The sequence below is a fragment of the Arthrobacter sp. NPDC093125 genome (genome assembly GCF_044754225.1).
Classification (GTDB): Bacteria; Actinomycetota; Actinomycetes; order Actinomycetales; family Micrococcaceae; genus Arthrobacter.
In genome coordinates, this window is sequence record NZ_JBIVOQ010000017.1 from 42160 (window position 1) to 69148 (window position 26989).

Annotated in this window: 29 protein-coding genes, 6 tRNA genes and 1 riboswitch; of the genes, 25 read left to right on the forward strand and 10 right to left on the reverse strand. The window is 65.8% G+C overall.

Annotated features, from left to right (window positions below; translation table 11 throughout):
* The first annotated feature begins 135 nt into the window (after positions 1-135).
* Positions 136-1353 carry an alpha/beta hydrolase family protein gene (locus ACIP9X_RS20040; RefSeq protein ID WP_400481556.1) on the forward strand — a complete coding sequence of 406 codons (1218 nt, stop codon included), beginning with the start codon at positions 136-138 and terminating at the stop codon, positions 1351-1353.
* Here ACIP9X_RS20040 and ybaK read toward each other — a convergent pair.
* The 3 genes from ybaK to ACIP9X_RS20055 form a co-directional block, all read right to left on the reverse strand.
* Entirely contained in the window at positions 1340-1840 is a 501-nt protein-coding gene (ybaK, locus tag ACIP9X_RS20045) for a Cys-tRNA(Pro) deacylase (protein WP_400481514.1), read from the reverse strand. The two genes, ACIP9X_RS20040 and ybaK, sit on opposite strands and share 14 nt — an antisense overlap.
* A 23-nt stretch (positions 1841-1863) precedes the next feature.
* On the reverse strand, positions 1864-2322 hold the full coding sequence (locus tag ACIP9X_RS20050) for a SufE family protein (protein ID WP_400481515.1): 459 nt from the start codon (positions 2320-2322) through the stop codon (positions 1864-1866).
* Positions 2323-2410: 88 nt separating this feature from the next.
* Positions 2411-3334: a sulfurtransferase gene (locus ACIP9X_RS20055; RefSeq protein ID WP_400481516.1), complete on the reverse strand. Its 924-nt coding sequence runs from the start codon at positions 3332-3334 to the stop codon at positions 2411-2413.
* A 222-nt stretch (positions 3335-3556) separates the two neighbouring features.
* Between ACIP9X_RS20055 and zapE the strand changes: the two genes are divergently transcribed.
* A complete protein-coding gene (gene zapE, locus ACIP9X_RS20060) occupies positions 3557-4591 on the forward strand; it encodes a cell division protein ZapE (protein ID WP_400481517.1) in 1035 nt (344 codons plus the stop codon).
* Between the two features lie 240 nt (positions 4592-4831).
* On the opposite strand, the gene ACIP9X_RS20065 is transcribed toward zapE, so the two are convergent.
* The 6 genes from ACIP9X_RS20065 to ACIP9X_RS20090 form a co-directional block, all read right to left on the reverse strand.
* A complete protein-coding gene (locus ACIP9X_RS20065) occupies positions 4832-5077 on the reverse strand; it encodes an antitoxin (protein ID WP_400481518.1) in 246 nt (81 codons plus the stop codon).
* 176 nt (positions 5078-5253) lie between these two features.
* Positions 5254-5325, reverse strand: a tRNA-Val gene (locus ACIP9X_RS20070).
* A gap of 50 nt (positions 5326-5375) precedes the next feature.
* Positions 5376-5448, reverse strand: a tRNA-Gly gene (locus ACIP9X_RS20075).
* 55 nt (positions 5449-5503) lie between these two features.
* Positions 5504-5578, reverse strand: a tRNA-Val gene (locus ACIP9X_RS20080).
* A gap of 38 nt (positions 5579-5616) precedes the next feature.
* Positions 5617-5687, reverse strand: a tRNA-Cys gene (locus tag ACIP9X_RS20085).
* A gap of 46 nt (positions 5688-5733) precedes the next feature.
* Positions 5734-5806: transfer RNA gene (locus ACIP9X_RS20090), tRNA-Gly, on the reverse strand.
* A gap of 284 nt (positions 5807-6090) precedes the next feature.
* Here ACIP9X_RS20090 and ACIP9X_RS20095 point away from each other — a divergent pair.
* From ACIP9X_RS20095 to hisF, 14 genes are all read left to right on the forward strand, one after another.
* Positions 6091-6162 (forward strand) — tRNA-Val (locus ACIP9X_RS20095).
* 103 nt (positions 6163-6265) lie between these two features.
* Positions 6266-7111, forward strand: a complete 846-nt coding sequence (locus ACIP9X_RS20100) for a cytochrome (protein WP_400481519.1) — start codon at positions 6266-6268, stop codon at positions 7109-7111.
* A 58-nt stretch (positions 7112-7169) separates the two neighbouring features.
* Positions 7170-7802 (forward strand): peptide deformylase, encoded by a 633-nt coding sequence (gene def, locus ACIP9X_RS20105; RefSeq protein WP_400481520.1) that lies wholly within the window; start codon positions 7170-7172, stop codon positions 7800-7802.
* Entirely contained in the window at positions 7799-8719 is a 921-nt protein-coding gene (gene fmt, locus ACIP9X_RS20110) for a methionyl-tRNA formyltransferase (protein ID WP_400481521.1), read from the forward strand. Before def ends, fmt begins: the two co-directional genes overlap by 4 nt.
* Positions 8716-10407 (forward strand): RsmB/NOP family class I SAM-dependent RNA methyltransferase, encoded by a 1692-nt coding sequence (locus ACIP9X_RS20115; protein WP_400481522.1) that lies wholly within the window; start codon positions 8716-8718, stop codon positions 10405-10407. Before fmt ends, ACIP9X_RS20115 begins: the two co-directional genes overlap by 4 nt.
* Before the next feature lie 90 nt (positions 10408-10497).
* Entirely contained in the window at positions 10498-11154 is a 657-nt protein-coding gene (rpe, locus tag ACIP9X_RS20120) for a ribulose-phosphate 3-epimerase (protein ID WP_400481523.1), read from the forward strand.
* A gap of 81 nt (positions 11155-11235) precedes the next feature.
* Positions 11236-11385: riboswitch (FMN riboswitch) on the forward strand.
* 136 nt (positions 11386-11521) lie between these two features.
* Positions 11522-12700 (forward strand): bifunctional diaminohydroxyphosphoribosylaminopyrimidine deaminase/5-amino-6-(5-phosphoribosylamino)uracil reductase RibD, encoded by a 1179-nt coding sequence (gene ribD, locus ACIP9X_RS20125; protein ID WP_400481524.1) that lies wholly within the window; start codon positions 11522-11524, stop codon positions 12698-12700.
* Complete coding sequence (locus tag ACIP9X_RS20130; protein ID WP_400481525.1) at positions 12700-13338, forward strand: riboflavin synthase; 639 nt, start codon at positions 12700-12702, stop codon at positions 13336-13338. The genes ribD and ACIP9X_RS20130 overlap by 1 nt, the downstream gene beginning before the upstream one ends.
* Positions 13335-14045 carry a 3,4-dihydroxy-2-butanone-4-phosphate synthase gene (gene ribB, locus ACIP9X_RS20135; RefSeq protein WP_400481526.1) on the forward strand — a complete coding sequence of 237 codons (711 nt, stop codon included), beginning with the start codon at positions 13335-13337 and terminating at the stop codon, positions 14043-14045. Before ACIP9X_RS20130 ends, ribB begins: the two co-directional genes overlap by 4 nt.
* Complete coding sequence (ribA, locus tag ACIP9X_RS20140) at positions 14042-14743, forward strand: GTP cyclohydrolase II (protein ID WP_400481527.1); 702 nt, start codon at positions 14042-14044, stop codon at positions 14741-14743. The genes ribB and ribA overlap by 4 nt, the downstream gene beginning before the upstream one ends.
* 20 nt (positions 14744-14763) lie before the next feature.
* Positions 14764-15246 (forward strand): 6,7-dimethyl-8-ribityllumazine synthase, encoded by a 483-nt coding sequence (gene ribH, locus ACIP9X_RS20145; protein WP_400481528.1) that lies wholly within the window; start codon positions 14764-14766, stop codon positions 15244-15246.
* Positions 15247-15375: 129 nt separating this feature from the next.
* Entirely contained in the window at positions 15376-15639 is a 264-nt protein-coding gene (locus tag ACIP9X_RS20150; RefSeq protein WP_003801526.1) for a phosphoribosyl-ATP diphosphatase, read from the forward strand.
* 60 nt (positions 15640-15699) lie between these two features.
* Positions 15700-16560 (forward strand): ATP phosphoribosyltransferase, encoded by an 861-nt coding sequence (gene hisG / locus ACIP9X_RS20155; RefSeq protein ID WP_400481529.1) that lies wholly within the window; start codon positions 15700-15702, stop codon positions 16558-16560.
* Positions 16561-16652: 92 nt separating this feature from the next.
* Positions 16653-17429, forward strand: coding sequence for an imidazole glycerol phosphate synthase subunit HisF (gene hisF, locus ACIP9X_RS20160; protein WP_400481530.1), 777 nt, complete (start codon positions 16653-16655; stop codon positions 17427-17429).
* Positions 17430-17437: 8 nt separating this feature from the next.
* Here the strand turns inward: hisF and ACIP9X_RS20165 are convergent, their stop codons facing one another.
* The gene (locus tag ACIP9X_RS20165; RefSeq protein ID WP_400481531.1) at positions 17438-18082 is read right to left on the reverse strand and encodes a TIGR03085 family metal-binding protein; all 645 of its coding nucleotides are present in this window, start codon (positions 18080-18082) and stop codon (positions 17438-17440) included.
* Positions 18083-18338: 256 nt separating this feature from the next.
* On the opposite strand from ACIP9X_RS20165, the gene ACIP9X_RS20170 reads away from it, so the two are divergent.
* From ACIP9X_RS20170 to lgt, 9 genes are all read left to right on the forward strand, one after another.
* Entirely contained in the window at positions 18339-19076 is a 738-nt protein-coding gene (locus tag ACIP9X_RS20170) for a hypothetical protein (protein WP_400481532.1), read from the forward strand.
* Positions 19077-19248: 172 nt separating this feature from the next.
* The gene (gene hisI, locus ACIP9X_RS20175; RefSeq protein ID WP_400481533.1) at positions 19249-19713 is read left to right on the forward strand and encodes a phosphoribosyl-AMP cyclohydrolase; all 465 of its coding nucleotides are present in this window, start codon (positions 19249-19251) and stop codon (positions 19711-19713) included.
* 133 nt (positions 19714-19846) lie between these two features.
* Positions 19847-21514 (forward strand): anthranilate synthase component I, encoded by a 1668-nt coding sequence (locus ACIP9X_RS20180; protein WP_400481534.1) that lies wholly within the window; start codon positions 19847-19849, stop codon positions 21512-21514.
* Entirely contained in the window at positions 21514-22179 is a 666-nt protein-coding gene (locus tag ACIP9X_RS20185; protein ID WP_400481535.1) for a Trp biosynthesis-associated membrane protein, read from the forward strand. Before ACIP9X_RS20180 ends, ACIP9X_RS20185 begins: the two co-directional genes overlap by 1 nt.
* 121 nt (positions 22180-22300) lie before the next feature.
* Complete coding sequence (locus tag ACIP9X_RS20190; protein WP_400481536.1) at positions 22301-22585, forward strand: HGxxPAAW family protein; 285 nt, start codon at positions 22301-22303, stop codon at positions 22583-22585.
* A 2-nt stretch (positions 22586-22587) separates the two neighbouring features.
* Positions 22588-23406, forward strand: a complete 819-nt coding sequence (gene trpC, locus ACIP9X_RS20195; protein WP_400481537.1) for an indole-3-glycerol phosphate synthase TrpC — start codon at positions 22588-22590, stop codon at positions 23404-23406.
* Positions 23407-23514: 108 nt separating this feature from the next.
* Entirely contained in the window at positions 23515-24840 is a 1326-nt protein-coding gene (trpB, locus tag ACIP9X_RS20200) for a tryptophan synthase subunit beta (protein WP_400481538.1), read from the forward strand.
* An 11-nt stretch (positions 24841-24851) separates the two neighbouring features.
* A complete protein-coding gene (trpA, locus tag ACIP9X_RS20205; RefSeq protein ID WP_400481557.1) occupies positions 24852-25640 on the forward strand; it encodes a tryptophan synthase subunit alpha in 789 nt (262 codons plus the stop codon).
* A gap of 9 nt (positions 25641-25649) precedes the next feature.
* A complete protein-coding gene (gene lgt / locus ACIP9X_RS20210; RefSeq protein ID WP_400481539.1) occupies positions 25650-26936 on the forward strand; it encodes a prolipoprotein diacylglyceryl transferase in 1287 nt (428 codons plus the stop codon).
* Positions 26937-26989 lie beyond the last annotated feature (53 nt).

Below are 26989 nucleotides of genomic sequence, written 5' to 3' on the forward strand. Positions count from 1 at the left end.
TTGCTGCGCCACGCGGTTTCCCGCGCCGGCGCACGCTTGGGACAGGAGCTCCTCGCAGGCACGGGTCAACAGAATGGCGCGGGTCAGCAGGCAGGCACCGGTCAGCAGGTTGTCACGGCACAGCAAAACGGTGCGATGAGCCTGCGGGCCAAGTGGACGCTCGGCGGCATTGTCGCCGGAGGCGCCGCTGCGGCACTGCTGGGGGCAGGATCATCTGCCCTTGCGCTGTACTTTGCGCGCCGGGTCCTCACCCCCGCCCGTGTGCGGGTGGCCGACCAGGAAGTACTGGCCGTCATCAGGCAAAGCAGCGGCCTGCAGGTCATCCTTGCAGCGACGCCGGAAACGACCCAGGACGGCACGTACAGTCTCTTTTTTGACGGCGGCAAAGGCCATGCCCGCATTGGCAGGATCATTTCATATTCCCCGGCGGAGCGTACCGTCCTGCGCTACGTGGACGCCGTCTACCAGGGGAACCTGGAAACTGCCCGGCGCGGCTGGTGGGGCGGCGCGGTCTATCCCGATCCTTCCGCGGTCGGACTCGCCTCAGAGGAGATCGCCATCGAGGTCGAGGGCGGAGCCGCTCCTGCCTGGCTGATACCCGGCGAGCCCGACGCCGAAACCTGGGCCGTCCTGGTACACGGCCGTGGTGCCACCCGGCAGGAGAGCCTTCGCGCGGCCAGGCCGGTGCACGAGCTCGGACTGCCCGCGCTCCTTATCTCCTACCGCAACGACGGACTCGCGCCGTCGGCGCCCGATGGCAGGTACGGCCTGGGCTCAACGGAGTGGCGTGACGTCGAGGCTGCGATCGCGTACGCCCTCGCTCATGGTGCCAGGGAGGTTGTGCTGTTCGGCTGGTCCATGGGCGGCGCCATCTGCCTGCAGACAGCGGATCTCTCCGGGTACCGTAACGTCATCCGTGCCATGGTCCTCGACGCGCCGGTTATCGACTGGGTCAACGTCCTGGCGCACCACGCCGAGCTGAACCGGATCCCTTCGGCCGTTGGGCGTTATGGCCAGCTGATGATGGGCCACCGCCTGGGGCGCCGGCTGACCGGCCTCGCGGCGCCGGTGGACCTGAAATCCATGGACTGGGTGTCCCGCGCTGTCGAACTGCGGACGCCTACCTTGATCATTCACAGCGTGGATGATGAGTATGTCCCCTACCGCCCTTCGGCGCTCCTTGCGGAAAAGAATCCTGAAATGGTCACCTTCGAGGCATTCGAAAAGGCGCGGCACACCAAGGAATGGAACGCTGATCCTGACCGCTGGGAGAGCCTCGTCAAGGCGTGGCTGCAGAGGCAGCTGGCCCCGCGTGTTAATCCGGGGCAGGGGACGGTTCTTAGCGGGGACTGACTGAACTGATCGGCGCGGTGATGGCCTTCGTGAGGAGAACAAGGTCTCCGGGCGCAACCTCGATGTCGAGGCCCCGCCGGCCTCCGGAGACCAGTATGGTGTCCTGTCCGAGGGCGCTGTCGTCAATGACGGTGGGGGAGGGCAGCCGCTGCCCCAGCGGCGAGATGCCGCCGAGCACATATCCCGTTCGCCGTTCGGCAGCCGCGGGGTTTGCCATGGCTGCCTTCTTGCTCCCCAGGGCCGCAGCAATTGCCTTCAGGTCGAGGCTTCCGCTGACAGGAACGACGCCGACCGCGAGCCGGCCGTCGATCTCCACCATGAGCGTCTTGAAGACCCTGGCGGGGTCGATGCCCAGAACCTCGGCAGCCTCCAGCCCGTAGCTCGCTGCGGAGGGGTCGTGGTTATAGGGGTGCAGGGTAAAGGAAACGCCTGCCGCAGCCAATGCGGCTGTGGCAGGCGTTCCCTGGGACGTGTTTTTGCGCGCCATTCGAATCCCGGTCCGGAAATCCCTTAATTCTGGAAACGGGCTGCAGCCGCCACCTTGCGCTTGATGCGCCCCAGCATTGCCGTCATGCCGCGCATCCGCAGCGGCGTGATGGCCCGGGTCAGGCCGAGCAGCTCGGGCATGTCATCCGGCACGGCGAGAATCTCCTCGGCCGTGAGGCCGTCCAGCCCTTCATGCAGCACACCCGCGAACCCGCGGGTTGTGGGGGCCTCCGGGGGTGCTTTGAAGAACAGGCGGAAGGCGGGCGAGCCGCCGTCGTTCTTCTCCGTTTCGATGGTGAGGAACAACGGCGACTGGCACTCAACAACCTGTTCCAGCAGTTCCGGGTGGTTCTGGAGCCGCTCCGGCAGATCCGGCAGGCCGCGCGAGAACTCCAGCAGCAGCTGGAGCCTTTCCGGCTCGCTCAATGCCTGGAAGTCATCGACAATCTCCGCCAGCGCGGTGGGAAGTGCTTGAGTACTCATCACTTCAAGCTTACGCAGTTTGTCCCGGTCCGGCCGGTTTCTTACGGATTGCTTACCGTACTGCCGGTGCTTACCGTACTGCCAGTGCTTACCGTGCTGCCAGCGCCGGCAGGGAACCGCGTTCGGCACCCTTGACGATCGGCACGCGGACGGCGTTGCCCCATTCAGTCCAGGAGCCGTCATAGTTGCGGACAGTCTCAAACCCGAGGAGGTACTTGAGGGCGAACCAGGTGTGGCTGGAACGCTCGCCGATGCGGCAGTAGGCCACCACGTCGTCGCCTTCTGTCAGTCCGGCTTCACCCAGGTAGAGCGCCTCGAGCTCGGGGCGTGTGCGGTAGGTGCCGTCCTCTGCCGCAGCGCGGGCCCACGGAATGGATGCCGCGGTGGGGATGTGGCCGCCGCGGAGGGCGCCTTCCTCGGGGTAGGCAGGCATGTGGGTCCGCTGTCCGGTGTATTCCTCGGGGGACCGGACGTCGATCAGCGGCTTGCCGAGGTGGGCCAGGACGTCTTCCTTGAAGGCGCGGATGGGCGCGTCGTTGCGTTCGACGACGGGGTAGTTGCCGAGGGCGGGGGAGGGAGTGTCCGTGGTCAGTTCGCGTCCTTCGGCAATCCACTTGTCGCGGCCGCCGTCGAGCAGCCGGACGTCGTCGTGGCCAAAGAGGGTAAACACCCAGAGTGCGTAGGCGGCCCACCAGTTGGACTTGTCACCGTAGATGACCACGGTGCTGTCGCGTGAAATGCCTTTTGCGGCGGCCAGGGCCGCGAAAGCCTTACCCTCGACGTAGTCGCGGGTGACTTCGTCGTTCAGGTCCGTGTGCCAGTCGATCTTCACGGCGCCGGGGATGTGTCCGGTCTCGTAGAGCAGCACGTCTTCATCGGACTCCACCACCACGAGCTTTCCGTTCTCGAGGGCGCCGTCTTTGATTGCCGCGGCGAGCCACTCGGTGGAGACCAGCCGTTCGGGATGGGCGTAGGCGGCGAACTTGTCGTTCTGTTCAACTGGGTAGGACATGCGTATGGCCTTTCACTGAAGGGGTCACGTCAGACGGCCCGGGGAACGGCCCGTCACTGCTCCAACACTAGCCACGGGTCGATGCGAAAGCTTCCCTGCGTTAACAGGACGAAATGTGGGCTTAGTCACGGCGCGGGCGGCGGCGCGCAGGGGCATGCGGGGGTCTTCGCCATTGCCGGTATTCTTGCTGGGGACAAATCACCAGCAGAACGGACCCCCTCGGTGCAGATTGAAAAGCTTGCCACCCGCACGCCGGCCGTATCGGTGGATGAGCTCCTCAAAGGTTTTTACCCCTCACCCAGGTTCGGGGAGGTGTCCTTCGCCAGCTACCGCCCCGATCCAGCCCAGCCCAGCCAGGCCGCCGCAGTGCACGCGCTTGAATCGTTCGCCGGCGACGTGGGCTCCAACGACGGCGGCGGTCTCTTCAAGAAGCTTTTCGGCAAGAAGGTGGACTCCCGGGCCGGGATCTATCTCGACGGCGGTTTCGGCGTCGGCAAGACCCACCTGCTGGCATCGCTGTGGCACGCTTCCCCCGGGCCCAAGGCGTTCGGCACGTTTGTGGAGTACACAAACCTGGTGGGCGCGCTGTCCTTCCGGAAAACTGTCGACGCACTGAGCTCCTACAAGCTCGTGTGCATCGACGAGTTTGAGCTGGACGATCCGGGCGACACCGTGCTGATGTCCCGCCTCATGCGGGAACTCGCGGACGCAGGGGTCAAACTGGCTGCCACCTCCAACACGTTGCCTGGTTCCCTGGGTGACGGCCGGTTCGCCGCCGTCGACTTCCAGCGGGAGATCCAGGTTCTGGCCGATCAGTTCGACGTGATCAGGATCGACGGCGAGGACTTCCGGCACCGGGGGCTGCCTGCTGCGCCGGCTCCGCTGCGGAACAGTGAACTCCACAGCCACATGAAGGCGGAGTTCGATGGCCGGACGGTGGCCGAGGACGATTTCCAGACCCTCATCGCCCACCTGGCCGGGGTCCACCCGAGCCGCTACCGCAAGCTCATCGACGGCGTGGACGGTGTGGTGTGGCGGGACGTGGAAACCATCACGGAGCAGGCCGTTGCACTGCGGTTTGTGGTGCTGGCTGACCGGCTGTACGACAAGGACGTACCGATCCTGGCCAGCGGCGTTCCGTTCGACAAGCTGTTCACCGAAGAGATGATGACCGGTGGCTACATGAAGAAGTACTTCCGGGCGGTCTCGCGCCTGACCGCCCTGGCCCGCGAGGGCCAGAACCACGAGCCGTCCTGACTGGCTTCTGACGCCGTCGGGTTCAGGGTTCTGACGCCGTCCTGACTGGCTTCTGACGCCGTCGGGTCAGGGTTCTGGGCTCCGGCGAGATTTTGTCGCCGACGGGTAGGGCCCTTAGCGCGCCTTCTTGCGTTCTGACAGAGGTTAAATGCCAAGGGCGCCGGTGCCGCCTCTCGGCGGGACCGGCGCCCTGGTTGACGTGTGGGGGCTACACCCCGGGCAAATCCTGGTTGCGGAGCCTTACGGAGCCTTGTCGGCTGGCGGCACGGCATCGCCTGCCGGAGCCGTCCCGGGCTTTCCGTTTGCGTTCTCAACGAAGGTGGAAGCGCCATTCTGGACTTTATCTATGTGGCCGGCGTACTTGCCGCCGGTCTTCGAGTCGACAAAGTCGCCCGCTTTATTGATGCCGTCCTTGATGGCCTGCTCGTTGCCGCGGATCAGACCCTGAGCTTTGCCCTTTAGATCGCCAATTAATCCCACGAGCACCTCCCTTCAATCGCGGAGCCAGTTCGCTCCTCCGCATTCGATCCTAACCCTCGCCGGCTGTGCTGCCAAGGCTTGGTTTACAAATCTTGTCAAGCCGTGTGAATGCACAAAAAAGCAGCTCCCGGGGGGAGCTGCGGACTTTTAGGCTGATGCAATTCAGATGTGCCGTGATCTTGTGGGCGATACTGGGATCGAACCAGTGACCTCTTCCGTGTCAGGGAAGCGCGCTACCGCTGCGCCAATCGCCCGGAACCGGAATGCCGGCTGAACCTTGGTTCGGATCCGTGAGGATAAAAAGAGCGGACGACGAGATTCGAACTCGCGACATCCACCTTGGCAAGGTGGTGCTCTACCAGCTGAGCTACGTCCGCGCATGAAGTACGCCGGCCAGGCCCGACGTTCAACAACAAGCAAGTTTCCTTGCTCTGGTGGGCGATACTGGGATCGAACCAGTGACCTCTTCCGTGTCAGGGAAGCGCGCTACCGCTGCGCCAATCGCCCATTGCATCCGGGATGACCGGAAGCCATGGTTTTCACCGAGGTGGGTACGGGATTCGAACCCGTGTATACGGCTTTGCAGGCCGCTGCCTCGCCTCTCGGCCAACCCACCGTGTAAGCGTCAGTTCCGGGGAACCTTGCTGTGACAGTGTCCTGCGAGCGGACGACGAGATTCGAACTCGCGACATCCACCTTGGCAAGGTGGTGCTCTACCAGCTGAGCTACGTCCGCATTTTGGAGTGGTGATTCCTTGCCGTGATTGGCAATTCCTCGCGTTCCAACGAGTAAAAACTCTATAGGAGGTTCCGGGATTCTCCAAATCGGCCACTGCTGCCAAGGCTGCAACCCCTCCAGTTGGTTGAATTCTAGGGAAATTTCTGAATTACAAGGGTGTAGTTCCATTGGCGCTCGGGGTCGCCGTCCGCCTGCTTTTGGTGCCGCCCACCCTGCCGATTCGGTACTGCTTTCCTCGATTTCCTAAACTCCCCAGAGTGGGCTAGCATTCAAATGCGTCGGGGCGATTGGCGCAGTGGTAGCGCGCTTCGTTCACACCGAAGAGGTCACTGGTTCGAACCCAGTATCGCCCACCGATGAGAGTCCGTTCCGCACAGGGAATTCCCTGCGCGGGACGGGCTTTTCTGTTTCCCGGCTTATCCTCAAACTGTCAGACCCCTGTGAAAGAGTCCTGCCATGACTGCTCCACTCCTTGCCCACGCGACGGAATACGGCCGGATGTATGCCCGTTCCACCACCGCGGAATTCTCAGTTCCTTCCATCACTACAGTGATAGGCCAGCAGCCACACGGCATGGACGGCTGGTTCGGTTACATGGGGGCAAGCACCCTGGCTAAGGATCCCTCTCTGCCCGAGATCCTCGGCAGCCCTGCCAAAGTCCGGCAGGCCGTGAACCGTGCGGCCAAGGCGGCGGAGGCCTACCGTGACGAGGCCGCCCAGCGCGGAGACCGCGTCCATACCTACTGCGAACAGGTGGCGCTGCGGGCTTTGGGCCGGCCCCACCGGATGCAGGAAACCCGTGAGGCGCTGGCAGCCAACGGCGAGGAAGCCTTCGCTGCCCGCTTCGATGAGTGGTGGGAACTGTTCCGGGTGGAGCCCCTTGCGCCGGAAATCACCGTCTGGAACCAAACCGTGGGATACGCCGGAACCCTCGACTTGGTGGCGAAAATCAACGGGCGGACCTGTCTGATCGACTACAAGACCAAGGGCACCACCCGTGATGGCCAGGTGAAGCCCCTGGATGACAAGGTGGTAATGCAGCTCGTTGCAGGCATGAAGGCAGAGGAGAGTCTGGTGGATCCCGTGGCCGGGGACTGGGAGCCGTGGCAGCACGGCGAGTCCCCGGTGCTGCTGGCAGTCGCCATCGGGGAAACGGAAGTCCGCCCTGTCCGCGCGAATCCGGAGGTGCTGCGCCACCACTGGTGGAAGTTCTGCGCTCTCCGCCGCGTCTGGGAAATGTCGGCGGACACGCTCAGCGCCGGGCCGGCCCTGCTCCCGGTGGCTCCGCCCGTGTACGCCTGAGATCAGCAACTAAACTGGACTGGATCCGTTAACGCCCACCGTGAGGAAATGACTGCAGATGGCAATTCTGAATATCCGTATCATCGGCGATCCCGTGCTGCGCACGGTGGCCGAACCTGTCACGGATTTCGGGCCAGAGCTGGCCAGGCTCGTTGCCGACATGACCGAAACGATGGAAGACGTGGAAGGCGCCGGCCTGGCAGCGCCGCAGGTAGGCGTCAGCCTCCGGGTCTTCACGTATCGGATCGGCGGGGTTGAAGGCCACATCATCAACCCTGTCCTGGAAAACAGCGAGGACTACCAGCCGGACGAAGTGGAAGGCTGCCTCTCCATCCCCGGGCTCGGCTTTCCGGTCCGCCGCTTCCGTACCACGCGGGTTACCGGAGTGGACGTCAACGGCAACGCCGTGTCGGTGGATGGGGAAGGCATGCTGGCGCGGTGTTTCCAGCACGAGACAGACCACCTTGACGGGATTCTCTTCACTGACCGCCTGGAAGGAGAGGACCGCAAGGCCGCGCTCCGCTCCATCCGTAATGCCAACTATGACTCCATCACGGAGAGCACGACGGCGAAGCGCGCCAAGACTGTCGGCTCCAGTTTCGGGGGCGGCAGCTTCGGGCCGGGTAGCTCCGGACCTGGCAGCTCTGGGGTTAGCGCCTCCGGCGCGGGTAGCTTCGGCGCCGCCGGATGAGGGTTCTTTTCGCAGGAACGCCAGGGGTAGCGGTACCGTCACTCGACGCGTTGATTGACGCCGGGTTTGACGTCGCAGCCGTCCTCACCAGACCGGATGCGCCGACAGGCCGCAAGCGCGTTCTCACGCCGTCGCCTGTCGCCGCCCGTGCAGCCGAGCTCGGGCTCGAAATCATCCACGCAGCGAAAGTGGACGCCGGGGTTACAGCCCGGATCGCAGCTGTGCGTCCCGACGTGGCCGCCATCGTCGCCTACGGGGGCCTGGTGCCCCGGGCAGCCTTGGACATTCCACGCCACGGCTGGATCAACCTGCACTTCTCGTTGTTGCCTGCCTGGCGCGGCGCGGCGCCCGTGCAGCGCGCCGTCATCGCCGGGGACGACATCACCGGGGCGGTGACCTTCCAGCTGGAGGAAGGGCTCGACACCGGGCCCGTCATCGGCACCCTTACCGAACAAGTCCGCCCCGACGACACCGCCGGAACGCTGCTGGAACGGCTGTCCCACAGCGGATCCGTGCTGCTCGCCCAGACACTGTCCGCCATCGACTCCGGAGCTGCGTACCCGCAGCCCCAGCAGGGCGCAGTTTCCCTGGCGCCGAAGCTGACCATCGAGGACGGACGGATTAACTGGTCTGAACCCGCCCTCGCCATCGGCCGGCGGGCCCGGGGCGTCACCCCGGAACCCGGAGCCTGGACCATGCTGGACGGACAGCGGGTAAAACTCGAGCCCGTGCTGCTGCGGCCTGGGCAGTCCGCGCTGGCGCCGGGCCAATTGGCGATGGACGGAAAAAGTGTCCTGGTAGGAACGGGTTCGCACCCCGTGGAACTGGTGCGGGTCCAGCCTGCCGGTAAGAAAATGATGTCTGCGGCCGACTGGGCCCGCGGACAAGCCTCCCTTGAAAGCGTGGTATTCGAATGAGCGAGTCCGGCAGAAGCGGCTTCGGCCGCGGCGGTGCGGGGCAGGGCGGTTCAGGTCAGGATGGTTCAGGCCAGGGCGGTTCGGGCCGCGGCGGCCAGCGCGGTTCCGGGGCAGGAGGGCCCGATCAGCGCCGGGGCGGGGGAGGTGCCAGCCGCCGCAACGCGCAGGGCCGGGAACGCAACCGCGGCCCGCAGCGCAACTTTACTGAGAACGCGCCCTCACAGCGCACGCGCCGCGCCGACCCGGCCCGGCTGGTTGCCTTCGAGGTGCTGCGTGCCGTCGCAGCAGAGGACGCCTACGCCAACCTCGTGCTGCCGGCGAGAATCCGGCACCACGGGCTCGACAAGCGCGACGCCGGCTTCGCCACCGAACTGAGCTACGGTGCCCTGCGCGGTCAGGGCACCTACGACGCCGTGCTGTCCCGTTGCGTCGACCGGCCGCTCGAGCAGCTGGACCCGGCGATCCTTGACGCCCTGCGCATCGGTGCCCACCAGTTGCTGGCAATGCGCGTTCCCGCTCACGCCGCGCTGGACCAGACCGTGGGACTGGCGCGCGCGGTCATCGGCGCCGGACCATCCACACTGATCAACGCCGTGCTTCGGAAGGTGTCTGCCCACACCCTCGAGGAGTGGCTTGACCTGCTCCTCAGCGACGAGCAGGACGGAATCAAAGTTGCCTCGGTGCGTCACGCACACCCGGAGTGGATCGTGCGCGCGTTCCGGCAGTCCCTGGTGGCCCATGGACGGCCGGTCTCGGAGATCGACGATCTTCTCGAGGCAGACAATGCCGCCCCGGTGGTCAACCTGGTGGCTCTGCCCGGACTGGGCACCCTCGATGAAGCCCTCGAGAACGGCGCTTCTCCCGGCCAACTGGTCGAGGATTCGGCGCTGTCCAGCGGAGGCGACCTGGGCAGGCTTTCCTCGGTCCGCCAAGGCACCACCCGCGTACAGGACGTCGGTTCCCAGCTGGTGGCCCGCGCCCTTGCCGCCATCGAGCTGGGTGATCCAGGGCTGGGTAATTCAGGTCCGGGCGATTCAGGGCTGCGGGATGCAAGGCTGCGGGATTCAGAGTCTGGCGGCGCAGAATACGCCGAAGCCTGGCTTGATCTGTGTGCCGGACCCGGCGGCAAAGCCGCGCTCCTCGGGGCGCTTGCCCACCAGCGGGGTGCCACCCTGCTGGCCAACGAACCCGCCCCGCACCGCGCGCAACTCGTACGCCAGGCCCTGACCGCCGTTCCCCGGGACACGTGGAAAGTCCGCACGGGAGACGGCAGGGAAGTGGGCGCGGAGCAGGCGGAAAGCTTTGACCGTGTCCTGGTGGACGTTCCCTGTACCGGGCTGGGTGCCCTGCGCCGGCGGCCGGAGTCCCGTTGGCGCCGCACACCCAAGGACCTGGTGGACCTCGGGCCGCTGCAGCGGGACTTGCTGCGGTCGGCACTGGATGCCGTGAAACCCGGGGGCGTGGTTGCGTACGTAACGTGCTCGCCGCACCCTGCGGAAACCACAGCTGTAGTCAGCGATGCGCTGCGTAAACGCGACGACCTTGAGCTGCTGGACGCAGGAGACGCGCTGGATGCCGTCAGCCTGACGGGGAATCTCCAGGCTGGCCATGAGCTCACAGCCCAGCTGTGGCCCCACCTCCACCAGACGGACGCGATGTTTTTGGCTCTGATTCGCAAGAAAGCGTGATCTGGAAGTCAGCCGACCCGCAAGAAATTCTGATACCCAGGAAATCCTGACCAGCAAGAAGTACTGAACCCCTTCCGCGAAAGGACCAGCATGCCGCAGTGCTGCATCAACCCGAGCATCCTCTCCGCAGATTTTGTGAATCTCGAAGCCGAGCTGCAGCGCATCAGCAATGCCGATTCGGTCCACGTGGACGTGATGGACAACCACTTTGTCCCGAACCTGACCCTGGGGCTGCCGGTCGTGCAGCGGATCCAGGCCGTCAGCCCCGTTCCCCTCGACGCGCATCTGATGATTTCCGACGCCGACCGCTGGGCTCCCGGCTACGCGGACGCCGGGGTCGCGTCGGTGACGTTCCATGCCGAGGCGTCCATCGCGCCGGTGAAGCTTGCGCGTGAGCTGCGGGCTCGCGGGTCGAAGGCCGGCATGGCGCTGAGGCCGGCCACGCCGGTGGAGCCGTACCTGGACATGCTCCCCGAACTGGACATGCTGCTGATCATGACAGTGGAGCCCGGGTTCGGCGGCCAGGCCTTCCTGGATCTCACCCTTCCCAAGATCCGGCGCGCCCGTGCGGCCATTGACGGCTCCGGCATCGGCGTTGCACTGCAGGTGGATGGCGGCATCACCGAGGAGACCATCCTGCGTGCCGCCGAGGCGGGTGCGAACGTGTTCGTCGCCGGCTCGGCCGTGTACTGCGCCCCCGACCCCGCCGAAGCCATCGACCGGCTGCGGAAGGCCGGCTCGCTGTAGCCCCACGTTACGCGTTCCGTGACGCATGGGGCAGGGAATACCCGGAGCATCCCTGAGGTTGTGTCAGAATAGCAACACACAATACGTGCTCCGGGGTCGGTGTAAGTCCGAACCGGCGGTGACAGTCCGCGACCCGCGAGCCGGTGTCCTCCACCAGGAGAACCCGGCAGACGGTTGAACCGGTGAAATTCCGGTACCGACAGTTAAAGTCTGGATGAGAGAAGCACGTACGGCTGTACCTGCGGCGTTGGCAAACGCCGCAGCATTGCACTGTCGTATACCCCCGGAGCCTTGGCGGTTCTAGTGGGAAGGAACGACACACACGCATGGACACTCGTACCGTGTGGCCGGATGCGGCGGTTACTACATGAGCACCCAGCCCGTCCACGCCTTCAGTGCCGCTGAAATTGCGGCCATGGACGCCGCCCTTAAAGCTGCGCTGCACGGCCCTCGGGGTGCGAACCCCCTGGTGGGTGCCGTCGTCGTCGGTTCTGATGGAAGGCAATTGGCCGCCGGATATCACCGCGGTGCCGGAACGGCGCACGCCGAGGCTGACGCAATAGCTGAAGCGGCCAGGGCGGGCGTCGACCTCACCGGCTCCACTATGGTGGTGACGCTGGAACCGTGCAACCACGTGGGACGCACCGGACCCTGCGCGCAGGCCATTATCGAGGCTGGAATCACCGACGTCGTGTACGCCGTCGATGATCCCCACGATCCCGCCGCCGGCGGGGCTGCGACCCTGCGTGAAGCAGGGGTCAGCGTGCGCAGCGGACTGGCAGCGGCGCAGGCGCTGGAGCTGAACCGCCGCTGGTTCGAAGCAGTTGACGGCAAGCGTCCGTTCGTGACCCTGCACATCGCGCAGACCCTGGACAGCCGGATCGCCGCTGATGACGGCACCAGCCAGTGGATTTCGTCCCCCGAATCGCTGGCAGACAACCACGCGATCCGCCGCCGCATCGACGCCATCCTCGTCGGAACACAGACAGTCCTGGTGGACAACCCCCGGCTCACGGCGAGGGACTCCAGCGGTGATGCCACCGGCGAACAGCCACTCAGGGCCGTCATGGGACTCCGCGGTGTTCCCGAGGACGCCGCCGTGCATGGAGAGGACGGCAAGGTTATCCACCTGCCCACCCGGAACCCGCATGAAGCGCTGTCCCAGCTGTTTGCGGCAGGTGTCCGGCACGTCATGGTGGAGGGCGGATCCAGGATCCTGAGTGCTTTCCTGTCTGAAGGCCTGGTGGATGAGCTGATCGTGTATCTGGCTCCCACCCTGCTGGGATCCGGAACCTCTGCGCTTGCCGGGCTCGGCATCGGCACACTCGCCGACGCCCAGCGCTGGGACTGGGATGCTGCCTCCGGCGGTGCCGTCCAGACCCTGGGCCGGGACTTGCGGCTGCATCTGCTCCCGGAAGGACCCTCTTCACCCCGGGAATTTGAAGGCCGCCAAAGCCACAACTCCGTGCCCGCAGCGGCACAGGAACCGTCAACTGATCCACTACCAGCCCGCACCGCTGCGGGCACAGCCACGGGAGGCTACTGATGTTCACCGGAATTATTGCCGAGCAGGGGAAGGTCCTCTCCGTGGACCGGAACGGGGACACGAGCGCAACGCTGCGCCTGCACGCCCCCGGCACGGCCGAGGGCCTGCCGCTGGGCGGCTCCATCGCGGTCAATGGCGTCTGCCTGACGGCGACGGCGATTGACGGGAAAGACTTCAGCGTCGACGTCATGGGGGAGACCCTCGTCCGCAGCACCATCGGCGACCTCGCTGCCGGAGACGCCGTCAACCTGGAACGCTGTGTTCCTGTCGGCGGCCGGCTGGACGGCCACGTCGTCCAGGGACACGTCGACGGCGTCGGCGAACTTCTTGAGCGCGAAGCCCAGGGAAACTGGGAGCGGCTGCGCTTTGCCGTGCCGCAGCGGCTGGCCCGCTACATCGCCGAAAAGGGCTCCATCGCGATCGACGGCGTCTCCCTCACGGTCACCGCTGTCAGCCCGGCAGCGGAAAACGCCCCGTGGTTCGAAGTGGGACTAATCCCGACGACCCTGGCCGAAACCGGGCTGGGGGCCAAACCCGCCGGCGGAAAAGTAAACCTTGAAGTCGACGTGCTTGCCAAGTACACCGAACGCCTGCTGTCCTTCAGCGGCGCCGGAACCGCAACGGAGGACCAGCTGTGAGCACCGCAAAACTTGACCCGTCCGCAACGGGCACTTTGACGCTCGATCCGATCGGGGAAGCAGTCCGGGCCATGGCGGCCGGACGGCCGGTCCTGGTGGTCGACAACGAGGACCGTGAGAACGAAGGCGACATCATCTTCGCCGCCCAGCACGCCACGCCTGCCCTGATGGGATGGACCATCCGCCACAGTTCCGGCGTCATCTGCGTTCCACTCGACGGCGGCCGTGCGGAAGCCCTGGACCTGCCGCCGATGGTGGAGGTCAACCAGGACTCCAAGGGAACGGCCTACACCGTCTCCTGCGATGCCGCCGCCGGAGTGAGCACCGGGATCTCCGCCACGGACCGGGCACTGACGGCGCGCGTCCTCGCAGACGCCGCCAGCAGCCCGGCGGACCTGACCCGGCCCGGGCATATTTTCCCGCTCCGCGCGGTTGACGGGGGAGTGCGTGAACGCCCCGGCCACACCGAAGCGGCCGTGGACCTGTGCCGGCTGGCCGGCTTGGAGCCGGTGGGCGTGATCGCGGAGGTGGTGTACGACGACGGCGAAATGATGCGGCTTGACGGTTTGCGCGCGTTCGCCGCGGAACACGGTTGCCCTCTGGTTTCGATCGAGGATCTTGTGGCCTACCTCGACGCGAACGACCGTGTATCTTCACAGGAGAGAAGTCCGGAAGCGAGCCCGGACGGAGAAAGGGAAAGTCGATGAGCGCATCACAAGCAGCCGGGACCAGCAGCAACGGCCGGGTGCCGCATCCGGTAAGCGGCGGCCCTGTGGTCCAGCTGCCGGGCGCCTTCGGGAACTTCGTGACTCAGGCGTGGACCGACCTCGTCACGGGTGCGGAACACCTCGCGGTCAGCTCGCCCAACCCTCCTGCAGACGGCAAAGCCCCGCTGGTCCGGCTCCACTCCGAGTGCCTCACCGGCGACGTCTTCGGCTCCTACCGCTGCGACTGCGGCGAGCAGCTCGCCTACGCCCTGGAGATGATCGAGGCCAACGGCGGCACGCTCCTGTACCTGCGGGGCCAGGAAGGCCGCGGCATCGGCCTCGCCAACAAAATCAAGGCCTACGCCCTGCAGGAAGCCGGTTTCGACACCGTTGAGGCCAACGAGCAGCTTGGGCTGCCGGTCGATGCCCGCTGCTACAAGGCCGCGGCGCAGATCCTGGCCGAGATGGGCCTGCACGAGATCCGGCTGCTGAGCAACAACCCGGACAAGCAGAACAGGCTGGCCAGCGCCGGCGTCAGGGTCGTAGAAATGGTGCCCACCGAGGTGCCCTCGCGCGAACAGAACATCCGCTATCTGCAGACCAAGAAGGACCGCATGGACCACCTGCTGACCCTGGACGCCCAGGGAGCGGGCGTGCCCGGAAGCGGCGCAGACGCATTTGACCACGAACAAGACTGAACAGAGCAGGGAACTAACTTATGAGCGGACACGGCGCACCCCAGATCGACCTCACCACCCTCAACCCGGCCGAGACCTCCAAGGTGCGGCTGGCCATTGTGGCGGCGAGCTGGCACACGCAGATCATGGACGGACTCCTGGACGGCGCACTGCGCGCCGCCAAGGACGCCGGCATCAGCGAACCCACAGTGCTGCGGGTCCCGGGCAGCTTCGAGCTTCCCGTTGCCGCCGCGCGGCTCGCGCCGCACTATGACGCCGTTGTGGCGCTCGGCGTGGTCATCCGCGGCGGAACGCCGCACTTCGACTACGTCTGCCAGGCGGCAACATCCGGACTGACCGACGTGAGCGTCAACACCGGCGTTCCCATCGGATTCGGCGTGCTCACGTGCGACACCGAGCAGCAGGGCCTGGACCGGGCGGGCCTGCCCGGATCCTCCGAGGACAAGGGACACGAGGCCGTTACGGCGGCCCTGGCAACCGCCGTCGTCCTCAAGCAGTACTGAGCACAGCAGTACTGAATCCTGCCGACGGCAGGGATGTGGGGGAACCCAGATGTGTGTTCCCTCACATCCCCGTCGTCACGCAGGGGCCCGACAGGCGGGCTCCGGCCCGGAGCAAGTAGTCTGGAAGGCGTGAAGAATTTCGAGACGCTGTTCGCCGAACTGAGCGAGAAGGCAGCGACCCGCCCGGAGGGCTCCCGCACCGTCGCCGAACTGGAGTCCGGAATCCACGGCATCGGCAAGAAAGTCGTGGAGGAGGCCGCCGAAGTCTGGATGGCGGCAGAGTACGAATCCGACGAGGCCGCTGCTGAGGAAATCTCGCAGCTGCTGTACCACCTGCAGGTTCTGATGCTGGCCAAGGGACTCAGCCTGGAAGACGTTTACAAGCATCTGTAGCCGCGTCCGCGTGGCCTGCTTGCCTGAACTCCAGACTTCCAACCCCAGAAAGACCCCCAAATGCTGCGAGTAGCTGTACCCAACAAGGGATCCCTGTCCGAAGCCGCCTCCGCCATGCTCTCCGAGGCCGGCTACCGCCAGCGCCGCGATAACCGCGAACTGGTAATGGTGGATCCGGACAACGACATTGAGTTCTTCTTCCTCCGTCCCCGCGACATCGCAGTTTACGTGGGGCAGGGAACGCTCGACGTCGGCATCACCGGCCGCGATCTGCTGCTGGACGCTGATGTTGAGGCAGAGGAACTGCTGCCGCTCGGGTTTGCTGCCTCCACCTTCCGCTTTGCCGGCCCTGTTGGCGACTTCGCCAAGGTCGAAGAGCTCGAAGGCAAGCGCCTCGCCACCAGCTACGATGTGCTGCTCCGCGACTACCTGGCCGAACGCGGCATCAACGCCAAGGTGGTCCGGCTTGACGGCGCCGTTGAGTCCTCGGTGCGGCTCGGCGTCGCGGACGCCATCGCCGACGTCGTCGAAACCGGCAACACCCTCAAGGCCGCCGGCATGGAGATCTTCGGCGATCCGATTCTCAAGTCCGAGGCTGTCCTTATCCGGCGCACCGGAAAGGGCGGTGCCGCCAATGGCACCGCAAAAGAGATCGACGTCCTTATCCGCCGCCTGCAGGGCGTCCTGGTGGCGCGCCAGTACGTGCTGATGGACTACGACATCCGCAAGGAACTCGTGGAACAGGCCGCTGCCCTCACTCCCGGCCTGGAATCGCCCACCGTCTCCCCGCTGCGCGACTCCGAGTGGGTTGCCGTTCGCTCCATGGTGCCCAAGAAGGAAACCAACCGCATCATGGATGAACTGTACGACCTCGGGGCGCGGGCCATCCTGGTCAGCAGCATCCACGCCTGCCGTATCTAGCGTTTTCTTTGCGCCGGTTCTTAACGGCGCCGCGTTCCCTCCCGGCCCACGGCCGGCACCTTCACAAAGCTCTGCAGTAAACAGGAGAAGTCATGGCTGTAGCCGTTCGCGTCATCCCGTGCCTGGACGTTGATGCCGGCCGCGTGGTGAAAGGCATCAATTTCGAAGGGCTCCGCGACGCCGGAGATCCGGTCGGGCTGGCGCACCGCTACGACAACGCCGGCGCGGACGAGCTCACGTTCCTGGATGTCACAGCCTCCTCGGGCAACAGGGAGACCACCTTCGACGTGGTCCGCCGCACCGCCGAGGAAGTCTTCATTCCCCTCACCGTCGGAGGGGGTGTCCGCGGGGTCGCCGAAGTGGACAAGCTGCTCCGTTTCGGGGCCGACAAGGCGTCGATCAACACAGCCGCCGTGGCGCGTCCCGACGTCATCGACGAAATCACCCGCCACTTCGGTTCGCAGGTGCTCGTGCTGTCCGTGGATGCACGCCGCACGCGGCCCGGGTCCGAGCCCACAGCGTCGGGCTTCGAGGTCACCACCCACGGCGGCCGCCAGGGCACCGGGATCGACGCCGTCGCCTGGGCCAAGGAAGCTGCGGACCGCGGAGTCGGGGAAATCCTGCTCAATTCAATCGATGCCGACGGCACCAAGGACGGCTTCGACCTGGAGCTGATCCGTCTGGTCCGGGGCGCCGTCAAGGTCCCGATCATCGCTTCCGGCGGTGCCGGCGAGCCGGCACACTTCCCGCCCGCCGTCGAGGCCGGAGCCGACGCCGTGCTGGCCGCCTCCATCTTCCACTGGGGCCCGGACGACATGCTGGCCCAGGTCAAGAAGGCAATCCGCGAAGCAGGCTTCGAGGTCCGCTAGCGAAACTGTTACAGGCCGACTTCTGCTGACTGGAGAAGCGCGACGGCGTCCGGCTGGCCTTCGAAGGTGACGAGCGCATGGCGCGTACGGCCGTGGGCGTGCATCAGCAGTTCCTGCGGCTCGCCGACGATGGCCACGGACACGGGCGCCCGCTTCGCGACATGCCGGGGACCGGAGGGCCGGACCAGGACGATGCCGAGGTCCACGCCGCGGTACAGGATGGCGGCACGTTTGATCAGGTCGTCCCAGAGTGCTTCCGAGTATTCCTCGTCGAGGGCGCGGGGTGCCCACCGGTCGACGGCACGCCTGACATCCTCGGTATGGACGAAATACTCAATCAGGTTGGAGCTTTCGTCCAGCGCCTTGATCTTCATCGGCGAAAGCGCCGGCGGACCTGCCCGGAACGCCTTCACAAGCTTGGTGTATTCGTCGGGTGTTGTGAGCTTGGAAGCCAGCCGGGACGTTGCTTTGTCCGAGGCCTTGGACAGCCTCTTGATGATGAGGCCCAGTCCAACGGCGGCTTTGCGTTCACGCAGGTAGAGGTGTGCCGCCAGGTCCCGGGTTTTCCAGCCGCGGCAGAGCGTGGGCGAGTCAGGACCGGCCGCCAGCAGGGTTTCGGCCAGGACTTCTCGGGACGGGTCGACGAAATGCATCACTTGTGAAAGTAGCACGTCGCCGCAGGAGTTGCGCAGTCGGTTAATTCAGTGAATCCCCGAGGGACCGCGTGCGGGCGGGACGTCCCAAGAAAACCCCAAGCTTTTTACAAGTTTCCGCAGCAAGTATGTACGAGGGGAGTGCATGCAAAGTGGCTCCAACGCATCACCAGACGTACGCGTCTGTTTCCGGGGAATGAGCCGGAAGGCTGCAGTGGAGCAACAAATAACTCCATCTGTGGCGTAAGGAAATGTAATGAACACACTAAAGAAGATGGGCACGGTCGGCAGCGTCGGGCTGCTCATTTCGGGCAGTTTGATCCTCGGTTCGGCAAACGCGGCGGTTGCGGCAACCTGCCGCGCGGGGGTGGCCGTCCCCACCAGCACCTTCACCGGCACACTGGTGACGGCTACCAACTTCGAGGGAAACAGCCTCTCGCCGTTCAGGACCACCACTTCAGGGACGGGAACTGCGGCCGTGACGAGCCCGAAGGCGCTCACCGGAACGTGTTCGGCCAGACTTCGTGCGACGGCAGATGCACGCTCCGTGGCGAACATGCACGTGCCACTTGCCGCCGGAACAAAACGGGCAAACGTGGACGCCTGGGTCAACATCACCACTGCCGGACTCGCGGGCAACAATGTGCCCTATGTCCGGTTCTTCTCCGGCTCCATCAGGATTGCGGATGTCTTCCGCAACAACGGCAACGGTCAGCTGTGGCTGCGGACCGCGAATCCCAACGGCACCGTCGCGTACACCAAGCTGCAGGCCGCTACTGTTCCGTTGAACACGTGGCAGCGTGTCAGGATGCAGGTGCGGGCGGACGGGCCGAGGTCTACCCTTCAGGTGTGGTTCGGAAACGCCCTGGTGTTCAACAGGACAGTGAGCCTGCCCTCCACCACCCTGAGCAAGGTGCAGTTCGGCGCGGAGCACGGGCGCCAGATGGGCGACAGCTACATTGACAACGTCGTCATCAAGCGTGCTGCTACCTGACCGATAGGAAGCACTACCCCCGCGAACGCACGGCCCGCAGCCGGCTCCACGCCGCCTGCGGGCCGTCGTGCGACATTTTCGGCCGCCGCAGCATGACGCCGGCGTGCATCCGGTGGGGAGCCTCTGCGGGATCTGTGCCAGTATCCCTGCCGAGGGCACTAGACTTGACGTGATGTCTGAGCAGCCCGCCCCCAGTCCAGCCCCCGCCTCACCTGCCGGTGTCCCCGCCCCGTCGGCCGATGCCACTCTCCCTGATGCCGCGGGTAACCGCGTGCCCAGCAGCGCCCTGCCTTCCGACATTGCGTCGGCCCTGAAGCGCGACGGCGCCGGGCTGGTCGCCGCGATCGTGCAGCAGCACGATACCAACGAGGTCCTGATGCTCGGCTGGATGGATGACGAAGCACTAAACCGCACCATGACTACAGGCAGGGTGACCTTTTATTCGCGGTCCCGCCAGGAGTACTGGCGTAAGGGGGACACGTCGGGCCACGTGCAGTGGGTCAAGTCAGTTGCCATGGACTGTGACGGCGACGCCCTGCTGGTCCGCGTTGACCAGGTGGGCGCAGCCTGCCACACCGGAACGCGCACCTGCTTCGATGGCCGCAGCCTCGACGTCGTGACCGGAACCGCCGACTAGTCTGAGGTCCCGGCCGGTCCAAGAAGGCAGGTCCCGCAGGGCAGGTCCAAAAAGCAATGGACAGGTCCAACAAAGCAGTCACCGGGTCTAACCAACCAGGCACCATCAAAGAACAGACGGAGAATCAATAGCCATGCAGGACCTGGGAATCATCAGCCCGAGCCTGGAGGAATTCCGGGAACTGGCCGGCCACAGCCGCGTCATCCCCGTTAGGCTCAAAGTGCTGGCGGATGCTGAAACGCCCATCGGCCTGTACCGGAAACTTGCCCAGGGGCAGCCGGGCACGTTCCTCATGGAGTCGGCGGCTGTCGGCGGCGCCTGGTCCCGCTATTCCTTCATCGGCGCCAGGTCCCGCGCCACACTGACCACCAAGGACGGCCAGGCCCATTGGCTCGGCCAGCCCCCGGCCGGCGTACCGGTGGACGGCAGCCCCGTGGACGCCATCCGGGACACCGTTGCCGCCCTGCGGACCGACCGGTTCGACGGCCTGCCGCCCTTCACGTCCGGGCTTGTGGGTTTCCTGGGCTGGGAGACCGTCCGGCACTGGGAAAGGCTGACCAGCCCTCCCGAGGACGATCTTCAGCTGCCCGAGATGGCATTGAACCTGGTCACGGACATGGCCGTCCATGACAACATGGACGGCACAGTGCTGCTGATTGCCAACGCCATCAACTTCGATAACAGCCCCGACCGGGTGGACGAAGCCTGGGCGGACGCCGTCGCGCGCGTAAAGGAGTTGCTGGCCCGCGTCAGCACCCCGGTTGCCCAGCCGGTATCCGTCCTGGAGCCGGCGGCCCTCGACTTTGCCTCCAGTGTCCAGGAGCGCTGGGACGAGTCCGAGTATCTTGCCGCCCTTGACCGCGGCAAGGAGGCGATCGTGGACGGCGAAGTCTTCCAGGTTGTCATTTCCCGCCGCTTCGAAATGGAATGCGGAGCGTCCCCGCTGGACGTCTACAGGGTCCTGCGGAACACGAACCCGAGCCCCTACATGTACATTTTCAGCCTCGAGGATGCCGAGGGCAGGGGATACTCCATCGTCGGGTCGTCGCCCGAGGCGCTGGTCACCGTGACCGGCGAGGACGTCATCACCCACCCCATCGCAGGGTCCCGGCCCCGTGGCAAGACCGTGGACGCAGACAAGGCCCTCTCCGAAGAGCTCCTCGCGGACCAAAAAGAACGTGCCGAGCACCTGATGCTGGTGGACCTTTCCCGCAACGACCTTTCCAAGGTCTGCGTGGCAGGTTCCGTGGACGTCACCCAGTTCATGGAAGTGGAGCGGTTCAGCCACATCATGCACCTCGTTTCCACCGTGGTGGGGCAGCTCGCCCCCACGGCCACGGCCTACGATGTGCTGAAGGCAACCTTCCCGGCAGGCACGCTCTCAGGAGCCCCGAAGCCCCGCGCCCTGCGCCTCCTCGACGAACTCGAGCCCCACCGGCGCGGGATCTACGGCGGGGTGGTGGGCTACTTCGACTTTGCCGGGGACATGGACATGGCGATTGCCATCCGGTCGGCGCTGCTGCGCGAAGGCCGCGCCTACGTCCAGGCCGGCGGCGGCATCGTGGCAGACTCTGTCAACCCCACCGAGGCGCTGGAAACGGTCAACAAAGCTGCTGCTCCGCTCCGGGCAGTCCACACGGCCGGCTCGCTTCACAACATCAGTGCCGAATCAGTGTCCGTCGAAGCAGGCGCAGCGGATTCAGCCACCACAGAACCACATACCGCGGGAAACCCCGCACCAACAGAGACCGGTGCAGATTCCGCGGCGGGTGCAGCCGCGGACGCCGGGACGGGATCCTGATGGCCGTTCCGGCAGGCTCCGCCGCTGCGGACAAGACCCGCAGGGGCACGCCGGCGTGGGCGCGGAAGTCCACAGTGGTGCTGCTGATAGCCGTGCTGGCGCTGGCGGTGTTCGGCACCACCACCCAGACCTGGCTGACGGTCCACCTGGATCCCCAGCAGCTGGGACAGGGTGCCGCGGCCCAGGACGGGCTTCAGGTCCAGGGCAGCAAGGCCGCCACCACGGTGACGGCGCTGGCGCTGGTGGCACTGGCCGGAGGCCTCGCCGCGTCCATCGCAGGCAAAGCGGCCCGCTGGGTCATCACGGTCATCATCGCGCTCGCAGCCGCCGGCATCATTGCTGCTGCAGCCACGGTCCTCGCCGACCCCCTGGCCGCTGCGCAAGGCTCGATTGCCGCCGCCACCGGCGTTTCCGGGAGCACAGCGGACGTGAGCGTCACAGCGTTCCCGGTCCTCGCCGTCGTCGCCGGTTGCCTCCTGGCTGTGGGCGGACTTCTGGTGGTCCCCGCGGGACGGCACTGGAAGACCCGCACCAAATACGACACCGCCGCGCAAGGGGCCACAGAGCATGGCACCGCGCAGCCAGGCACCAGCGGCGCTCCGACAGGCCCGGTGGATGAGATCGACAGCTGGGACCGTCTTTCGCGCGGTGACGATCCCACCTGAGTGGAACGGCGGCTGCGGCGGCATGGCCGGTACCTAAGGACCCGGTGCCTAATGCGCCGATGCCTAAAGCCCCGCCAAAAAATGGCAGAATGTAAGCAGTATTGATCCTGAGGAGATTCACATGAGCAAAGCCACTGTTCCCGGTACCAAGCCCGCGGCCCCCAAGACGCATCACGGCATTGATCACAGCATTGACCTGGGCCACGGCAACAGCCCGGCCGCCTGGACCTGCGTGATCGTCATGCTCATCGGCGCGCTCATCGCCTCCATCGCCTTCGTGATTGCCAGCTCCCCGATCTTCTGGTCGGGCATCGCCGTCATGTTCGTCGGCCTGCTGGCCGGCTTCATCATGCGCAAGGCCGGATACGGCGTGGGCGGCAGCAAGCTGAAGAACTCCGGCCACTGACCGTGACCGTTCTCGATGACATCAACGCCGGTGTCAGGGAGGACATGGAGGCGCGCAGGCGCCTGGTGTCCCTCGCGGAACTGAAGGACCGCGCCCTGGCGGCTGCCCCGGCGCGTGACGCCTGGGCAGCACTTGGCGGTCCTTCTGCCCGCCGGGACCAGCTCAAGGTCATCGCGGAAATCAAGCGCCGCAGCCCTTCCAAGGGCGATCTGGCAAGCATTGCCGATCCCGCTTCGCTGGCGAAGCAGTACGCCGACGGCGGTGCTGCCGTGATCAGTGTCCTCACCGAACAGCGGCGCTTCAACGGCTCGCTGGCGGACCTGGACGCGGTCCGGGCCAGCGTGGACGTCCCGCTGCTCCGCAAGGACTTCACCCTCGACGAGTACCAGATCTGGGAAGCCCGCGCCCACGGCGCGGACCTGGTCCTGCTGATCGTTGCCGCCCTGTCCGACGCGCAGCTGGGCGAATTCAGCGCCCTCAGCCGCGAGCTGGGCATGAACGTCCTGGTGGAAACGCACACGCCCGAGGAAGTTGAGCGGGCCGTTGCCGCAGACGCCCGCATCATCGGCGTCAACGTACGCAACCTCAAGACGCTCGACGTCGACCGCTCCCTTTTCGCGTCCCTCGCCGGAAGCATTCCGGCCGGCGCAGTGGTGGTTGCCGAGTCGGGCGTGCGGAACGCCGACGACGTGACCCACTACGCGGCGCACGGCGCCAACGCGATCCTCGTGGGAGAAGCGCTCGTCAGTGACGCCACCCCCCGTGAACGCATCGCGGAGTTCACCGCAGCCGGGGCAGCGGCAATCGCCGCCCGCGTCTGACCCCGCCTTACAGCGGCGCCATCCCGTCCGGACCCAGTTGCCCCAGGCACGTGTGGACGGAATGCGCCTGACATCAATCAGTGAAAAGTGAACAGGATGGTGAAACTGATGGCCGAAGCGCCAACAGCCGGCTCTGACGAAGGCTCGGTGGACGCGTTCCTGCAGGGAGGCGCATCGCTGCGCCACGCCCCGGGACCCTACTTCGGCCCGTACGGCGGCCGATGGATGCCTGAATCACTGATCGCAGCCCTGGACGAGCTTGAAGAGACCTTCGAGAAGGCCAAGGCCGACCCGGAATTCACTGCCCAGATCGCTGACCTGAACAAGAACTACTCGGGCCGGCCGTCGCTTCTCACCGAGGCCAAGAGGTTTTCCGAGCATGCCGGGGGAGTGCGGATCTTCCTCAAGCGCGAAGACCTGAACCACACCGGCTCGCACAAGATCAATAACGTGCTGGGCCAGGCGCTGCTGGCCAAGCGCATGGGCAAGACCCGCGTCATTGCCGAGACCGGTGCCGGCCAGCACGGCGTTGCCAGCGCAACGGCCGCCGCCCTGCTCGGCCTTGAATGCGTCGTCTACATGGGCGCCGAAGACTGCCGCCGCCAGGCGCTCAACGTCGCCCGGATGGAGCTCCTCGGCGCTACCGTGGTGCCCGTCACCAACGGCTCACAGACCCTCAAAGACGCAATCAACGAGGCGCTCCGCGACTGGGTCGCAAACGTCGGGACCACGCACTACCTGCTCGGCACCGCCGCCGGCGCGCACCCGTTCCCCGCCATGGTCCGCTACTTCCACGAAGTCATCGGCGAAGAGGCCCGCGAACAGATCCTGGCGCAGGCCGGACGCCTGCCCGACGCCGTCTGTGCCTGCATCGGCGGCGGATCCAACGCCATCGGCATCTTCCACGGCTTCCTGGATGACCCGTCCGTCAAGATCTACGGCTTCGAGGCGGGCGGCGACGGGGTGGAAACCGGCCGGCACGCCGCCACGATCACGCTCGGCCGCCCCGGCGTGCTGCACGGCGCACGCTCGTACCTCATGCAGGACGACGACGGCCAGACCATCGAATCGCATTCCATTTCTGCAGGACTGGACTACCCCGGCGTCGGCCCGGAGCACTCCTACCTCGCCGACATCGGACGCGTAGAGTACGAGCCCATCACGGACAGCGAAGCCATGGAGGCTTTCCGGCTCCTGTGCCGCACCGAGGGCATCATCCCGGCCATCGAGTCCTCGCACGCCCTTGCCGGCGCCATCAAAGTGGGCCAGCGCCTGGCTGCGGAAGGCGGGACTGCCGGCGCAAGCGACAAGATCGTGGTCGTGAACCTGTCCGGCCGTGGTGACAAGGATGTAGCTACAGCAGCCGAATGGTTCGACCTCCTGGAGAAGGATTCCGCAGAGGCCGCCATCGGCAAGGAAGGGGAGCAGCTGTGAGCACCGCACAGATGACCAGCAAGTCGGCAATCGCCATCGACAAGGCCCGTGCAGAAGGACGGGCGGCGCTCATCGGCTACCTGCCCGCCGGCTACCCGAGTGTCGAGGAAACCATCGCCGCCGGCATCGCCCTGGCACGGAACGGCGCCGACCTGATCGAAATCGGCATTCCCTACTCCGATCCCGTGATGGACGGTCCCGTCATCCAGGCCGCCACCACCGAGGCGCTGGCCAAGGGTTTCTCCGTCCGCCAGGTCTTTGACGTGGTCGCGGGCATCACCGCCGAAACGGATGCCGCCGTCCTGGTCATGACCTACTGGAACCCCGTGGTGCGGATGGGCGTGGACGAGTTCTCCCGCAGCCTGTCCGAAGCCGGGGGAGCAGGCCTGATCACCCCCGACCTCATCCCCGATGAGGCCGCCGAATGGATGGAGGCTTCGGACAAGTACGGACTGGACCGCGTGTTCCTTGTGGCGCCGTCCTCCACCACCGAGCGCATGCGGCGCACCGTGGAGGCCAGCCGGGGCTTCGTCTACGCCGTCTCCATCATGGGCGTCACCGGTGCGCGCTCCTCCGTAAGCGCCGCGGCCGAAGGCGTGGTGGCAGCTGCCAAGGCCGCCGGCGCAGAACGTGTTTGCGTGGGCCTCGGCGTATCCAGCGCCGACCAGGTCGCAGAAATCGCCGCCTATGCTGACGGCGTGATCGTTGGAACCGCACTCGTCTCCGCCATCCGCGACGGCGGCGTCGACGCCGTGGCAAGCCTCACCAAAGACCTCAGCGCCGGACTGACCAGGAAGTAGCCCTCCATCATGCAGATGCTCCACTCAGCGGCAGCCCTGCTCCCGGTGAACCTGGTTCCCGTCAACATGGTTCCGGCCAGCATCCCTAGCCCGGACTGGTCCGGCTTCGACATCCCGCTGCCGTGGGGGTCCCTGCGCATCCACGCTTACGCCCTGTGCATCCTTGCCGGCATCATCGTCGGCCTCTGGCTGACCTCGGTGCGGTGGGCCCGGCGCGGCGCCCCGGAGGGAAGCGTCTGGGACATCGCCATCTGGGCCATTCCGTTCGGCATCATCGGCGGCCGGCTCTACCACGTCTTCTCCTCTCCGGACGCGTACTTTGGTCCGGGCTTCGACGGCACCGGCGACCTGTCCCTGATCCCGCAGATCCAGCGCGGCGGCCTCGGAATCTGGGGCGCAGTGGTGCTGGGCGCCTTCGGTGCCTGGATCGGCTGCCGCCGCGCCGGCGTCAAGCTGACTGCCTTCATGGACGCAGCGGCGCCCGGACTGCTGCTTGCCCAGGCCATCGGACGCTGGGGAAACTACTTCAACCAGGAACTTTTCGGCGGCCCCACCACGCTGCCGTGGGGACTGCAGGTGGACGCAGACAACGCCAATTTCCCCAGCGGGTACCCGGCGGACACGCTGTTCCACCCCACGTTCCTCTACGAGTCCCTCTGGAATATCGCCGGTGTGCTGCTCCTGCTGGCGCTGGACAGGCGGTTCCACTTCCGCCGGGGCCGGCTCTTCTGGCTGTACGCGATGTACTACACGCTCGGCCGGGTATGGATTGAGGCCATGCGCATCGACGACGCCGAGCGGATCAGCCTTTTCGGCATCACAACCCGGCTCAACGTCTGGACGAGCATTTTCGTCTTCGTTGCAGCGCTTGCCGTGTTCATCGTCCTGGGGCGCCGCAAGCCGGCAGACGCCGACAGTGTCTATCTTCCCGGCCGGAAGCCAGCCGCTGTGGCGGCCGGCCGATCCGAAAAACCCGGCAGTTTTGCCGAAAAAGCGGACGACGGCGGCCCCTCGGTTGAGGGGGAAAAAGAGGGGAAAAGCGCTAGGGGAGGCGAGCGCGAAAGCGGCTCACCCGCCGTCGGGCATCCGGTCCGTGATACGGACCCCATTGTCTCAAATAGTGAATCGCGTGATAATCTCCCTGATAACCAAAACGGTCCAGGCCACTCTTCTGCCCCAACGGAAGCAGTGCCGGCGTCCACTGGCGGCACCACGTCCGCCAAGGGCACGCCGGATTCCGGAAAATCCGGTACAACAGCCAATGGAACCGCGTCGGAGACTGACGGCACCCGCTAGTTCAGCACCCGGCGAGCAGGGCAGCCAGAGCTACCGCTCGGAGCGCCCAACAC